The sequence below is a fragment of the Starkeya sp. ORNL1 genome (genome assembly GCF_012971745.1).
Classification (GTDB): Bacteria; Pseudomonadota; Alphaproteobacteria; order Rhizobiales; family Xanthobacteraceae; genus Ancylobacter.
In genome coordinates this window covers 2136974-2150267 of sequence record NZ_CP048834.1, presented here as the reverse complement: position 1 = coordinate 2150267, position 13294 = coordinate 2136974, and the positions used below count along the sequence as shown (strand labels likewise).

Annotated in this window: 13 protein-coding genes; 8 read left to right on the top strand and 5 right to left on the bottom strand. The window is 66.1% G+C overall.

Features of this window, described 5'->3' with window-relative positions:
• Positions 1-25: 25 nt before the first annotated feature.
• Positions 26-1276, bottom strand: a complete 1251-nt coding sequence (locus G3545_RS10455; protein WP_170012272.1) for a transporter substrate-binding protein — start codon at positions 1274-1276, stop codon at positions 26-28.
• A gap of 448 nt (positions 1277-1724) precedes the next feature.
• Here G3545_RS10455 and G3545_RS10450 point away from each other — a divergent pair, with 448 nt between their 5' ends.
• The 5 genes from G3545_RS10450 (at position 1725) to G3545_RS10430 (ending at position 6374) form a co-directional block, all read left to right on the top strand.
• A complete protein-coding gene (locus G3545_RS10450; protein ID WP_170012270.1) occupies positions 1725-2108 on the top strand; it encodes a transposase in 384 nt (127 codons plus the stop codon).
• 412 nt (positions 2109-2520) lie between these two features.
• Positions 2521-3555 carry an ABC transporter substrate-binding protein gene (locus G3545_RS10445; protein WP_170012268.1) on the top strand — a complete coding sequence of 345 codons (1035 nt, stop codon included), beginning with the start codon at positions 2521-2523 and terminating at the stop codon, positions 3553-3555.
• Between the two features lie 22 nt (positions 3556-3577).
• Complete coding sequence (locus G3545_RS10440; RefSeq protein ID WP_170018010.1) at positions 3578-4378, top strand: ABC transporter ATP-binding protein; 801 nt, start codon at positions 3578-3580, stop codon at positions 4376-4378.
• A 201-nt stretch (positions 4379-4579) separates the two neighbouring features.
• Positions 4580-5419, top strand: a complete 840-nt coding sequence (locus G3545_RS10435; protein ID WP_170012266.1) for an ABC transporter permease — start codon at positions 4580-4582, stop codon at positions 5417-5419.
• Between the two features lie 31 nt (positions 5420-5450).
• A complete protein-coding gene (locus tag G3545_RS10430) occupies positions 5451-6374 on the top strand; it encodes an acetamidase/formamidase family protein (RefSeq protein ID WP_170012264.1) in 924 nt (307 codons plus the stop codon).
• 261 nt (positions 6375-6635) lie between these two features.
• Here the strand turns inward: G3545_RS10430 and G3545_RS10425 are convergent, their stop codons facing one another.
• The 4 genes from G3545_RS10425 to G3545_RS10410 form a co-directional block, all read right to left on the bottom strand.
• Positions 6636-7925, bottom strand: a complete 1290-nt coding sequence (locus G3545_RS10425; protein WP_170012262.1) for an ABC transporter permease — start codon at positions 7923-7925, stop codon at positions 6636-6638.
• A complete protein-coding gene (locus G3545_RS10420; protein ID WP_170012260.1) occupies positions 7925-8593 on the bottom strand; it encodes an ABC transporter ATP-binding protein in 669 nt (222 codons plus the stop codon). Before G3545_RS10420 ends, G3545_RS10425 begins: the two co-directional genes overlap by 1 nt.
• 4 nt (positions 8594-8597) lie before the next feature.
• The gene (locus tag G3545_RS10415) at positions 8598-9065 is read right to left on the bottom strand and encodes a hypothetical protein (RefSeq protein WP_170012258.1); all 468 of its coding nucleotides are present in this window, start codon (positions 9063-9065) and stop codon (positions 8598-8600) included.
• 197 nt (positions 9066-9262) lie between these two features.
• Positions 9263-11008, bottom strand: a complete 1746-nt coding sequence (locus G3545_RS10410; protein ID WP_170012256.1) for an alkaline phosphatase — start codon at positions 11006-11008, stop codon at positions 9263-9265.
• Positions 11009-11449: 441 nt separating this feature from the next.
• Between G3545_RS10410 and G3545_RS10405 the strand changes: the two genes are divergently transcribed.
• The 3 genes from G3545_RS10405 to G3545_RS10395 are packed head-to-tail and all read left to right on the top strand — an operon-like array spanning position 11450 to position 13291.
• Positions 11450-11863: a VOC family protein gene (locus G3545_RS10405; protein ID WP_170012254.1), complete on the top strand. Its 414-nt coding sequence runs from the start codon at positions 11450-11452 to the stop codon at positions 11861-11863.
• A 25-nt stretch (positions 11864-11888) separates the two neighbouring features.
• Positions 11889-12974 (top strand): sialidase family protein, encoded by a 1086-nt coding sequence (locus G3545_RS10400; protein ID WP_170012252.1) that lies wholly within the window; start codon positions 11889-11891, stop codon positions 12972-12974.
• 5 nt (positions 12975-12979) lie between these two features.
• Entirely contained in the window at positions 12980-13291 is a 312-nt protein-coding gene (locus G3545_RS10395; protein WP_170012250.1) for a MoaD/ThiS family protein, read from the top strand.
• Positions 13292-13294: the final 3 nt, after the last annotated feature.

Genomic DNA, 13294 nt, shown 5'->3' with positions numbered 1-13294 from the left:
TCAGAACGGTAGAGGAGGCAAGAACTCAGCCATACGGGCTGAAGGGCACCGGCTTCGGCGTGTCCTTGGACTGCCAGAGGATGTCGAAGCCCTGCTTCTCGTTCACCGAGCCGATGAACACGCCGCGCGAGACGTAGTTGTTCTCGGCGGTCATGCCGATCTTGTAGCCCGACGGGCAGTCGAAGGAGAGGCCGCCAAACGCCTTGGTGACTTCGGGGATATCGAACGAGCCGGCCTTGGCCGCCGCCATCGCCCAGAGGTGCACGGCATCATAGGCGGAGACCATCGGATCGATGGCGACGTCGCCCTTGAAGGGCACGTTCTTCGCCTTCACATAGTCCGCCCAGCTCTTCAGGAAGGTGGCGTTGGCGGCGCCCTTGGCGTTCTGCAGATAGGCCCAGCAATTGAGGTGGCCGACCAGCTTGGAGGTGTCGAGGCCTTCGAGGTCGGCCTCCACCATGTCGAGGCCGAGCACCGGGATATCGGTCGCCTTGATGCCCTGATTGGCGAATTCGCGCATGAAGTCGGGGATCGACGAGCCGACCACCGTGAGCACCACGATGGGCTGGCCGCCGCCCTGGTCGGCGAAGGCGCGGATCTGGTTCACCAGCGTCTGGAAATTGGAGAAGCCGAAGGGAACGTATTCCTCCTTCCAGGCGGTCTCCGGGATGCCCTTGGACTTCCAGTAGCCCTTGAGCTGCTTGTTGATGGTGCGCGGCCAGACATAGTCCGAGCCCAGCATGAAGAAGCGCTTGGCCGAGACGCCTTCCTCGCCCATCAGATAGTCCACCGCCGGCAGCACCGAGCTGGCGGGCGGCGAGTTCACATAGACGACGTTCTTGGAATTCTCGTCGCCCTCGAAATGCAGCGGATAGAACAGCAGGCCCTTTTCCTGCTCCACCACCGGCAGCACGGTCTTACGCGACACCGAGGTCCAGCAGCCGAACAGCGCGGAGACCTTCTCCTGCTGCAGCATCTGCTTGGCCGACTGCGCATAGAGCGGCCAGTCGGAGGCGGGATCGGAGACCATCACCTCGACGGTGCGGCCATTGACGCCGCCCTTGGCGTTGATCTCGTCGGCGGCCATCTTGACCACATAGTTCAGCCGGCCTTCGAGATTGGCCATGGTGCCGGAGGAGGAGAACAGGCAGCCGAGCTTCACGCTGCCGGCCGCCTGGGCGGAGCGCAGAATGGCCGGCATGCCAATGGGCGAGGCCAGCCCCGCGGCGGCGAGGCCGCTCGCCTGCAGGAAGGAACGCCGCGAAAGCTTGCTCATGGGACGACACCTCATAATTCGGAGATGTCGCGAATTCTGTTCGGACCCGGCGGCGACGCAACTTCATATAATGTTCAGTGCTGCCCAATTCGGCAGCAATGACAGGGCGATGGCAGGGATTATGGCACTATTGCCATCTGATGGCGGCGCGGGGGACGGGGCGTCGCTCGGCTTGAGCATCCTTCGAGGCCCGGCTTTGCCGGGCACCTCAGGATGACGTCGCGTTTATAAGAACCACGTCATCCTGAGGTGCGAGCGCAGCGAGCCTCGAAGGATGCTGAAGCCGAGCGCCGCCTTCCTTCCAACAAATCCCGCGACGTCATCGCCTTCGCAGCGCAGCAAAAGCGCATTCACGCCTGCGCCCGATCGGCTATAGTACTGCCTAGAGAAAGCGCATGCCCATCAAGCGGGCGTCGCCGATGGCGGGGTATGAAGCGGAGAGCAGGCAATGCGACGTTCGCAATATACCGAGAACGAGATCATCCACCTGTTGTACGAGGCGCATGCCGGCGTGCCGGTCGACGAGATCTGCCGCACCGCGCAGGTCTCGCTGCGCACCTTCTATCGCTGGCGCCGCCGCTTCGGCGGGCTGACGCCGCCGGCGGTGATGGAGATGAAGGAACTGGAAGCGGAGAACCGCCGGCTGCGGGCGCTGGTGAGCAACATGTCCGAGCGGCTGCGCGCTCCGGGACGCGAGCCGCCAAGCGGGGAGCTGCCGCACCCGTCGCGCCCCGGCACCGGTCTGTCGCCGGTGCGCGCCTCGACGCTCGCCGCCGAGCGCTGCGGCGGCGCCCTGGTCGGCCGCTTCGCCTCGGTGCGGGTGACGCGGTAAGGGCGCCCGGCTTCAGTATCCTTCGAGGCTCGCTGCGCTCGCACCTCAGGATGAGGTCGTCTAATGAACGCGACCTCATCCTGGGGTGCCCGGCAAAGCCGCGCCTCGAAGGATGCTCAAGCAGAACGCCACCCCCTTGCTGCCGCTTCCTTAGGCAGCCAAAATGGCAAAAGCGACATAAAGTCCGGCGGGTGGGAACGGTTTGATCGGTCCGCCCGAAACGCACCCCGTCCGCGGGGCAAAAATCACGCAGAAGCCCGCGCCCCGGATGGTCTCACCGCTGCGCGTGCGGATGTGCCTGCGATCATCGCAGCACCTGCCAGTCATTTGATCTTGCTGGTGATTTACGGACTGAATTACGAATTCACCTCGATTCCGACGTCCGCCAGAGACCTCCCGAGGAGATCGAATCATGTCCCAAGATCTGCCCAATGATCTGCCCACCCGCCTTGATCGTCGCGGCTTCCTGAAGACCTCGGCGCTGGTCGCCGGTGGCGTCATCGCCGCGCCCTACGTCGTCACCCGCGCCGGCGCGGCGCCGCTGAAGACGGTGAATTTCAGCGAGGCGGTGCACAACCTCGGCTACATCAATCTCTATGTCGGCATGCACGCCGGCATCTTCACGAAGAACGGTCTGGACATGAAGGTGGTCGCCGCCGGCGGCGACACCCAGACCTTCGCCGCGGTGCTGGGCGGCTCGGCCGATTTCGCCATTGGCGACGCCACCATGGCGCAGATCTCCCGCGAGAATGGCGGCCCCGGCGTCGTGGTCGGCACCGTGGTGCAGCGCGCCCATTATTTCGGCGTGTCCAAGACCATGGAGCCCTTCACCGATCCGAAGGCGCTCAAGGGCAAGAAGATCGTCACGAGCCCCGAGCCCAACACCAATTACTCGGTTGCCAAGCGCATGCTGGAAAAGGCCGGCATGAAGGTCGGCATCGACGCCTTCATCATCCCGGTGAACCCCGGCACCGAGATCGCCGCCATGCTGGCCGGCCAGGCCGATGTCGCCATCGCCTACCAGCCGAGCGTCGCCGCGGCGGAAGCCCAGGGCGCCAAGGTGGTGTTCGACTTCTCCAACTATATCGGCCCGTTCTGCAACACCGGCATCATGGTGCTGCCGAGCACCATCGCCAAGGATCCGGAGATGGTTCAGGCGCTGGTGACCTCGTTCGAGGAAGCCTCGCGCAAGACCTATGCCGACCCTGCCTTCTCCAAGCAGGTGGCGCGCAAGGAGTTCCCGGACCTCCCGGGCGACGTTGTGGACAAGGCGATCGACGCCGAGCTGAAGTACCTGATCCCGGCGCAGTCGGTGATCACCAAGCCGGACCAGTGGAAGAACCTGATGGACATGCAGGTCTATCTCGGCAACGCCAAGGGCACGATCACCTACGACCAGATCATCGACAATTCCTTCGCCGAGAAGGCCATCAAGAAGCTCGGGTAGTCGGATCGTGGCACTGACCGAGATGACGCGTGAGGCGGCGCCGGCGGGAAGCACGGTGCCGCCGCTCGTGGTCGAGCATGTGGCGAAGAGCTATGACGCGGACGGTCGCATCGTCCCCGTCATCGGCGACCTGTCGCTGACGCTGAACGAGGGCGAGATCGTCGCCATTGTCGGCCCGTCCGGCTGCGGCAAGACCACGCTGCTCAACACGCTGTGCGGGCTGCTTGCCGCCGATTCCGGACGCATACGCTGGCATGGCCGGGAGATTTCCGGCCAGCCCTCGGGCGTCGGCTACATGCTGCAGAAGGATCTGCTGCTGCCGTGGCGCACGTCCCTGCGCAATGTGATGCTGGGGCTCGAGATCCGCGGCGTCCCGCTCTCCGAGGCCGAGGAACGCAGCCATGTCATGCTCGACCAATTGGGCCTGCACGGCTTTTCCGACAATTACCCCTCGACGCTCTCCGGCGGCATGCGCCAGCGCGTGGCGCTCGCCCGCACGCTGGTGAACGAGCCGGACGTGCTGCTGCTGGACGAGCCGTTCGCGTCGCTGGATTTCCAGACCAAGCTGCTGATCGAGAGCGACACCGCGAAACTGGTGCGCGAGAGCCGGCGCTCGGTGCTGCTGATCACCCACGACATCGAGGAGGCGGTCTCGCTGGCCGACCGTGTCATCGTGCTCTCCAAGCGCCCGACGCGGGTGAAGGCGATGTACGACATCGCGCTCGGCACCGAGCGCACCGACATGATCGCCGCCCGCGAGAGCGCCGGCTTCTCGGATTATGTCCGGCGCATCTGGGCCGATCTTGATGTGAGCCGGCAGTGAGGGGAGGGACGAGCGATACGTCCTTCTTCCCTCTCCCCGTTGGGGAGAGGTGGCCCGCGAAGCGGGTCGGTGAGGGGCTACGCGATTGCGGAGCTAAGAAGACCCCTCACCCCAACCCTCTCCCCAGCGGGGAGAGGGAGGTTCTGGGCCGGTGAAGGTGGCAATGAGTGTAACCTCGAAGGCGAGGATTTGAGGCGTACGATGGACGGCACCGCGGACGAAACCCTCTCCGGCACGGCGCCCGCAACGCCGCCGCTCGCCGCCAAGCGCCGGGCGCGGCTGCGCACCACGGCGCTGGTGCTGGCAGCGCAGCTTGCCGTGCTCGGCGCCTTCATCGGCTTCTGGGAATACATGACGGCGTGGAACAGCCAGGCCGCCTTCATGTTCGGCTCGCCCTCGGCGATTGCCAATTTCCTTGTTCAGATGGCGCGCGATGGCTCGCTGTTCCGCGACACCTATGTCACCGGCATGGAGACGCTGCTGGGCTTTGCGGTCGGCAACATCATCGGCACGCTGATCGGCCTGTCGCTGTGGTATTCGCGCTTTGTCTCGCGCGTGGTCGAGCCCTTCGTCATCGCCATCGGCTCGATCCCGATCATCGCGCTGGCGCCGATCATCATCATCTGGTTCGGCACCGGGCTGACCTCGAAGATCGCCATGTCGACGCTCTCTGTCGTCATCGTCGCGCTGGTCACCTCCTACAAGGGCGCGGTCGGGGTCGATCCGGACCAGATCAACCTGATGCGCACGCTCGGCGCTTCCAAATTCCAGATCTTCCGCAAGCTGGTGGTGCCGGCCTCGCTCACCGACATCTTCGCCGGGCTGAAGCTCACCGTCGGCTTTGCCCTGATCGGTGCCATCGTCGGCGAGTTCATGTCGTCGTCCGAAGGGCTCGGCCATGCCATCTTCAAGGCCGGCTCGCTCTACATCATCCCCAAGGTGTTCGCCGCCCTGGTCGCGACCATTGCGCTCGCGCTGGTGCTAACCTTCCTCGTCGGCAAGGTGGAGCGGCTGCTGATGCCGTGGCGCCGCCTCGCCTGAAGTTCCATACGCAGTGAATATTGGAGTGAGCATGTCCCAGCGTGTCAGCAAGGCCGGCAACATCAAATACGCGCTGTCCGGCAACGAGGCCTTCGTCGCCAGCGTCGACCCCGGCGAGACCTTCGTGGTCGAATGCGCCATCAATGCCAATGACGGCACCATCCGCCATGTCGGCCAGCAACTGACCCCCGCCGATGTCACGCTGCCCTTCGTCAATGGCGCCACCGGCCCGATCGAGGTGCGCGGCGCCAAGAAGGGCGACATGCTCAAGCTCGACATCATCCATATGGAGCTCGACACGCTCGGCTTCACCGCACTGTGGCCGGGCATCGGCATGTTCCCGGACTGGGCGCGGCAGAAGGAGTACGGCCACCACACCCGCGTCATGGAGGTGAAGGACGGCTTCGTGCACTGGAGCGACAAGCTGAAGCTCCCTGTCCGCCCGATGATCGGCGTCGCCGGCGTCGCCCCGGTGCATGGCGCGGTGCTCACCGTCGACAATGGCGCGCATGGCGGCAATCTCGACGTGCAGGAGATCACCTCCGGCAACACCGTGATGTTCCGCGTGAATCACGATGGCGCGCATCTCTTCCTCGGCGATTGCCACGCCATTCAGGGCGACGGCGAGGCCAATGGCATGGGCGCCACCGAGATCGCTGCGACGCTCACCGTGCGCGTCTCCTTGGCGCCGGCCCCGGCGCGGCTCGGCCATCCCCGCATCGAGACGCCCACGCACATCTGCACGCTCGGCTGCGCCCGCCCGCTGGAAGACGCCATGCGCATCGCTTTCCAGGAGATGATCTACTGGCTGGAGGACGAGTACGGCATCCCGGCGACCGAGGGCTACATGCTGCTCGGCCAGATTGCCGAGGCGCGCTGCACGCAGGTGGTGAATCCCAAGTACACCTATATCTGCAAGGTGGATAAGGGGGTTTTGGCGGCGCTGAAAGGGTAGGGGGCGTCGTTCTGCTTCAGCATCCTTCGAGGCCCGGCTTTGCCGGGCACCTAAGGATGAGGTTGCTTTATAACCACGTCATCCTGAGGTGCCGCCGTAGGCGGCCTCGAAGGATGCTCACGCAGAGCCACCCTTCTCCTCCCAACCCGCCGTCATCCCGGCCGCAGCGCAGCGGAGAGCCGGGATCCCGTGCCGGAAGAAGAGCGTTTGCGCGATCCCGGATATGGCCTGACGGCCATTCCGGGATGACGACAATAGGGATCACCCCCGCAGCGCGCTCGCCGGCGACTGGCGGTAGGCCAGCAGCGCCGGCACGATCGCCACCACGCCGCTGATCAGGATCAACACCAGCAGCGGCATCACATCGCCCGGCACGAAACCCACCGGAAGCGCGATGCCGCTCTGCCGGCTGAGGATGCCCGACAGCACCCTCGCCGCCGCATAGCCGATGCCGAAGCCGGCGATGAGGCCGGCGCCGATGATCAGGAAGGTCTCCAGCCAGACGATGGCGAACACCACGAGCCGCGGCGCCCCGAAGGCGCGCAGCGCACCGATCTGCCGGCGGCGTTGCAACACGTGGAGCATCACCACCAGCAGGATCGCCGCCGCCACCAGCGCCTGCGCCCCGGTGGCCACGGCTGAGAGCACCAGGCGGGCATCGCCGAGCGTGCCATAGAGCCGGGTCAGGACCTCCCCGGGGAAGACGGCGAGGGTGCGCTCGCCGCGATAGTCGTGGCGCAGCTTGTAGGCGTCGGCGATGGTGCGCGGCTTCACCAGGATCGCCGGCAGGCCGGGCGCATCCGGCGCGCTCAACGCCTGCGGATCGATCGGATCGTCGAGGTCGATCAGGGGATCGCGCGGCGCGCCGAGCGTGGCGGCAAGAGTTGGAGCGGGAGGGGTCGACGCGGCGTGCGCCTCGCCCTCATGTTCCTCGCCATCATCGTGCGCGTGCCCATAGCCATGAACCCGCCACACCGCTTCGATCGGCACCAGCACCGCACGGTCCCATGAGGTGCCGGTCGGCTTCAGGCGCCCGACGACTTTGTAGCTGATGCCGGCATGGACCTCGCCGGGGCCGTGCACCTGGCCGTGCATCGGGTGGAAGATGTCGGCCACGCTCAAGGGCACCTGCGCGCCGATCACCGCCTCACCGAGCTTGCCGAAGCTGCGGCCCTCGGTGAGCCCGCCGAAGCCGTCGATCAGCGGCTGGGTGGTGCCGACGATCGGGCTGTCGGCGATGAAGTCGCCGAAGCCGATCGGCGCCGCGAAGCTGACCCGCGGGTCCTTCGCCAGCGCCGCCAGTACGCTGCCCGGCATCAGCGACAGCGGCGCGGCCTGCAGGAATACCGAGGACAGCACCAGCTGCGTCTCGCTGCCCGGCGCGCCGATGACGAGGTCGAAGGCGCCGGCCGCCCGCGCGCTGCCGATGCGCAGCGCGCGCTCCTGCAGCGTCACCACCACGCCGAGCGCGGTGGCGAGCGCGATGATGAGCATGATGGCGAGCACGCCGATCCAGTGGCGGCGCAAATCCGCGGCGATGAAGCGGAACATCAGCCCTCCCGGATCCGGCCGGCATCGAGCCGCAGCACGCGGCCGAGCCGGTCCAGCACGCGCGGATCGTGGCTGGCGACGATGAGATTGGCCCTCACCTCGCGGGCAAGCTCGACCAGCAGGTCGGCGACAATGGCGCCGGCCTCGGCATCGAGGCTCGCGGTCGGCTCGTCGGCGACGATGATGCCGGGACGGGCGATCAGGGCGCGTGCGACTGCGACGCGCTGCATCTGGCCGCGCGACATGGTCTCGATGCTCTGGGTGGCGCGTTCGATGCCGACGCGGGCAAGGAGGCGCGCCGCTTCCGCCTTTCGGCCGTCGGGCAGGCGAAGATGCGCGAGCCGCTGCGGCAGCAGCACATTCTCCACCGCCGAGAGGCCGGGGAAGAGATGGAATTCCTGCATGACCAGCCCGACATTGGCGGCGCGCCAGCGGTCGCGCGCGCCTTCGCTCAGGCGCGCAACATCGGTCTCCTGCCAGATCACGCGTCCGCGGGTGACGCGGTCGAGCCCGGTCAGCATGTTGATGAGCGTGGTCTTGCCGGAGCCGGACGGGCCGGTCACCGCGACATGCTCACCGGATGCCAGGTCCAGCGCCGGGATCGCCAGCGCCGGCCGGCCGAGACCGGGAAACTCGACCGCGAGGTCACGCAAGGCGAGTGCGGGCATCGGCTCAGGCCGCGCCGAAGCTGGCGCCGACGATGCGCAGCCGGCTGAGGAAGCCGGTGTTGGGATCGGTCCAGGAGCCGACCTCGAGCGTGCCGGTCACCTCGATCAGCGCATTGGCCTGCTCGAAGGTCTGCGCCTTGTCGAGATAGATGACGACGATGTTGTCCGGCCAGTCGGCGTCCGACGAGCAGAACGGGCAGAGCGACATCGGGATTTCGGTGAGCACGAAGAAATCGGCCTCGGCCTTCAGGGGCGGCGCCATGAAGCCGCGCATCGCCACCTTCTTCTGCGCGAGCGCCTTCACCTTCTCGGAGAATTCGAGCCCAAGCACGCTGATCTTGCCATAGAGCTCGTCGAAATCGAGCCTGGCCGGCGTGGCGGCGGCCGCGGCGCGGGCGAGGGCCGGCAAGGTTGCAGCGGCGAGCGCACCGGTCGCGAGCAGACGGCGTCGCGTGAGGGACCATCGGTTCATGGCATCCTCCTTGATGTGCCCTTTGCGGGAGCACGGTATGCCGAAGCCCTCTCCCCGTCGGGGAGAGGGGGAAGAACCGTCTCAAACCGTCATGGCCGGGCTTGTCCCGGCCATCTCGGTCTCCGACGCACTGTCGGGAATCGAGATCCCCCGCACAAGGCCGGGGATGACGGTCAGCGTGGGGTAAACCCCAGTGCTCAGTTCGTCGCCTGCGGGGCGATGGCGAGGGCGTCGACCAGCACGCGGTAGACGTCGCTCTCTTCCATGTAGCCCTTGAACTCCTCGGCGCCGGGGCCGGTGGCCTGGAGCACCACATCGTCCACGGCATGGACTTCGCTGTCCACCGAGCGCGGCATGTTGCCTTCGCGGAACACCGCGCCGGGCACGCTCTTGTACTTCTCGTTGGCGACGTATTCCTTCTTCTCGTTCTGCACGCTCGGCTCGAACGGGCCATCCAGCTTGGGACGGAAGGTCTCGTAATAGTCGGGATAGTTGTTGGAGAAGGTGGCGAGGCGGCGGGTCACGTCCACCTTGTCCGGATAGCCGTCGCCGTCCTTGTCCTCATAGTTCGGGAAGCCGGCATCGGCATAGGTGCCGACCTTCTCGCGCATCTCGGTGCCCGGCTTCTCATCATCGACGGTGCCGATGATCGAGACGCCGTGGGTGTGATCGCCGGTGACGACGATCAGCGTGTCGGGATGGGTCTTGGCGAACTCCAGGCCGAGGCCGATCGCCTTGTCGAACTCGATGGTCTCGACGAAGGCGCGGTCCCAGTCCATCGGGTGGGACATCTTGTCGATCGAGGCGCCCTCGACCATCAGGAAGAAGCCTTCCGGATTCTTGGCGAGCTGTTCCAGCGCCACCGAGGTCATCTGCACCAGGCCGGGCTGGTTCGGGAACTTGCCGACCGTGCCCTTCTTCAGGAAGTCGCGGTCCAGCGTCACGTCCATGTTGCCGGTGTGGAACAGGCCGAGGATCTTGCCGGTATTGGTGCCGCGCGCGGCGTCGAGCTCGGTCTTGTCGCCGGCGAAGGTGTAGCCTTCGTCGCGGAACATCTTGACGTAATCCTTCTCGTCCTTGCGCTTCGAGCCGACCGTCGACTTCGGCAGGAAATAGGCCGAGCCGCCGCCGAGGATGACGTCCGGCTTCACGTCGAACAGCATGCCGGCGATCTCGGCCTTGTCGGCGCGCGCGCGGGTGTGCGAGACCACCGCCGCCGGGGTGGCGTCCTCGATTTCGGCGGTCGAGACGACACCGATCGACTTCTTCGTGGTGCGGCGCAGCGCCTCCGCAATGGTCTCGACCTTCGGGTCGTCGAGGCTGTTCTTGGTGCGGTCGGCATAGACGCCGAGCGCGTTCACCGCGGTCTTGTGGCCGGTCATGTACGCCGACATGGTGTTGGCGCTGTCGGTGGCGACCGCATTGGTGGCCGAGGTGCCGATGAAGGCCATGCGGTCGAGGTCGTCCATGTTGAGACGGCCGTTCGCCTTGCCCTCGGTCATGCCCTTGGACATGATCCGCGCGCCGGTGCGATGGGCGACCGACATGCCGTCGCCGAGGAAGAAGATGACATTCTTGGCCTTGGCCGAAGTCGGGGTGGCATAGACATGCCAGCTCACCGTCTTGGTCTCGCCACCGGCGGTGGCCTTCACCTCATAGGTGCCCGGCTTGGCGATGGCGCCGGCGCGGATCAGCACCGCGGAGGCATCGACGCCCTGTTCCTTCTCGACGAACTGCACATCCTTGCCGAGCACCTTTTCGGCGGGCTCGCCATTGATGGTCAGCTTCACCTCGTCGGCCTTAACCACCTTGTCGAACTCGACCTTCGTGTCGAAGGGAGAACCGATCATGATGGTGGCGCGATCGAGCGGATAGATGGTCGTGGCATCGGCCACGGAAACCAGGCAGGTCGTCAGCGTAAGGGCCGCGATGAAACTGCGCATGTGGGTTCTCCTCAGGGCAGGGGACGAACCTCTCATTATGGGCCGCTGGTGTCAGGTGGATGACCAAGCGGCCCGCTGGGGAATGCATGGGCGCAAGGATTGTGGATGATTTAACATGACGTTACGTCATGCTGGGGCTTGACTCATACTTCGACGCTGGCAGGCGAAGCGAGCCATGTCCGACGTCATGGCCGGCCTTGTGCCGGCCATCTCGGGCTCTGATGCGCTGTCCGGAATCGAGATCCCCGGCACAAGGCCGGGGATGACGGTCCATTCTGGAATTATCGGTCAGCCTCCCAGGACGACGTCGCATGGAGCACTCCAGAAAAATTCTCGCCGCGATGTCGGTCTAGCCTTTTGCCGTTCGTCCTAATGTCATCGGCACCGGCAAGCTTGGCCGCGGTGCCGTTCGCGAGGCGACGGCCAAGGGGAGCGAAAATCATGAATGTGCAGGCTTATGTGATGTTCAATGGCCGCACCGAAGAGGCCATCGAGTTCTACAAGAAGGCGGTCGGCGCCGAGGTCACCGCGCTGATGCGCTTCCGCGATGCACCGGAGGCGCCGCCGCCCGGAATGGTGCCGGAGAACTGGGGTGACAAGGTCATGCACTCCAGCTTCAAGATCGGCGATGCCGAAGTAATGGCCTCCGATGGCTGCCAGTCGGACGCCGAGGGATTCAAGGGCATTTCGCTGGCTCTGTCGGTGAAGTCGCCCGACGAGGCCGAGCGTGTGTTCAATGCGCTCGCCGAGGGCGGCGAGGTGACGATGCCGCTCGCCAAGACCTTCTTCTCGTCGAACTTCGGCACTCTGGCCGACCGTTTCGGCGTCTCCTGGATGGTCGTCACCCACGACTGACGGCAGAAAGCTACGGGAGGACATGATGGCAGAGCAGGTCTTCATCCTCGTCGGCACCCGCAAGGGCGCCTTCATTCTCGAGAGCGACGCCATGCGCCGCTCCTGGGCGGTGCGGGGCCCGTTCTGCGAGACATGGCCGACCAACCATGTCGTCGCCGACCCGGTTAGCGGCACCATCTATGCCGGCGGCGGCAATGAATGGTTCGGCCCGGCGGTGTGGAAATCGACCGATTTCGGCGCCACCTGGTCCCATTCGAGCCAGGGTCTCGCTTTCGAGCCGGGGCAGGCGCCGGTGAAGGCGGTGTGGAGCCTCGCCCGCGGTGCCGATGGCGCGCTCTATGCCGGCGTCGAGCCGGCCGGGCTGTTCCGCAGCGAGGATGGCGGCGAGAGCTGGAGCCATATCGAGGGCCTGCAGCAGCATCCGACGCGGCCGGACTGGAATCCCGGCGGCGCCGGGCTGATCCTGCACTCGCTGGTGCCCGATCCCATCGACGCCAGCAGGATCTGGGTCGGCATCTCCGCGGCGGGCGTGTTCGCCACCGAGGATGGCGGCGCCAGCTGGCAGACCCGCAATCGCGGCACCCGCGCCGACTTCATGCCGGAGGGCCAGAACTATCCCGAATTCGGGCAGTGCGTGCATTGCCTCGTGATGGCGCCGGGCGGAGGCGGCCGGCTCTACCAGCAGAACCATTGCGGCATGTATCGTTCCGACGATGGCGGCAAGGCCTGGGAGAGCATCGAGGCCGGCTTGCCGTCCTCCTTCGGCTTCCCCGCCGCCGCGCATCCGCGCGACCCGGATTGCCTCTACCTCATCCCGCTGAACGGCGACATCAAGGGCCGCTTCATGCCGGAGGGCAACACCGCGGTGTGGCGCACCACGGATGCCGGCAGGAGCTGGCAGCCCAAGCGCGAGGGCCTGCCGCAAGGCGGGGCCTATTTCAACGTGCTGCGCCAGGCCATGGCGACAGATACGATGGAGCCGGCCGGAGTCTATTTCGGAACCAATGCCGGCGGCCTTTATGCCAGCATCGACGAGGGCGAAAGCTGGGATTGCCTCGCCCCGTTCCTGCCGACCATCACGTCGGTGGAGACGCTGGTGATCGGGCGGTGAGGGCGATGAGCGACGAGACGCTGCGGGAGCGGCACGGCGAGGCGGGGCAGGCAAGCGTGCTGGTGCGCCTGCCGCCGCATCTCGTCGTGCTGTTTCCCGGCGCCGAGCGTCGCGTGTCGCTCAAAGCCCGCGACGTGAACGAGATGGTCGACGCGCTCGACGCGCTGTGGCCCGGCATGCGCGAGCGCATCTGCGACGAGACGCCGGCGATCAGGCGGCATATCAACGTGTTCGTCGAGGGCCGCCGCGCCAGCCTGTCGACGCCGCTGCGCGAGGGCGCGGACATCTTCGTCCTCACCGCGATCAGCGGCGGCTGAACC

Coding starts and splice junctions, on each gene's coding strand:
- G3545_RS10455 (WP_170012272.1), bottom strand. CDS start 1,276: ATGAGCAAGCTTTCGCGGCGTTCCTTCCTGCAGGCGAGCGGCCTCGCC.
- G3545_RS10450 (WP_170012270.1), top strand. CDS start 1,725: ATGCGACGTTCGCAATATACCGAGAACGAGATCATCCACCTGTTGTAC.
- G3545_RS10445 (WP_170012268.1), top strand. CDS start 2,521: ATGTCCCAAGATCTGCCCAATGATCTGCCCACCCGCCTTGATCGTCGC.
- G3545_RS10440 (WP_170018010.1), top strand. CDS start 3,578: ATGACGCGTGAGGCGGCGCCGGCGGGAAGCACGGTGCCGCCGCTCGTG.
- G3545_RS10435 (WP_170012266.1), top strand. CDS start 4,580: ATGGACGGCACCGCGGACGAAACCCTCTCCGGCACGGCGCCCGCAACG.
- G3545_RS10430 (WP_170012264.1), top strand. CDS start 5,451: ATGTCCCAGCGTGTCAGCAAGGCCGGCAACATCAAATACGCGCTGTCC.
- G3545_RS10425 (WP_170012262.1), bottom strand. CDS start 7,925: ATGTTCCGCTTCATCGCCGCGGATTTGCGCCGCCACTGGATCGGCGTG.
- G3545_RS10420 (WP_170012260.1), bottom strand. CDS start 8,593: ATGCCCGCACTCGCCTTGCGTGACCTCGCGGTCGAGTTTCCCGGTCTC.
- G3545_RS10415 (WP_170012258.1), bottom strand. CDS start 9,065: ATGAACCGATGGTCCCTCACGCGACGCCGTCTGCTCGCGACCGGTGCG.
- G3545_RS10410 (WP_170012256.1), bottom strand. CDS start 11,008: ATGCGCAGTTTCATCGCGGCCCTTACGCTGACGACCTGCCTGGTTTCC.
- G3545_RS10405 (WP_170012254.1), top strand. CDS start 11,450: ATGAATGTGCAGGCTTATGTGATGTTCAATGGCCGCACCGAAGAGGCC.
- G3545_RS10400 (WP_170012252.1), top strand. CDS start 11,889: ATGGCAGAGCAGGTCTTCATCCTCGTCGGCACCCGCAAGGGCGCCTTC.
- G3545_RS10395 (WP_170012250.1), top strand. CDS start 12,980: ATGAGCGACGAGACGCTGCGGGAGCGGCACGGCGAGGCGGGGCAGGCA.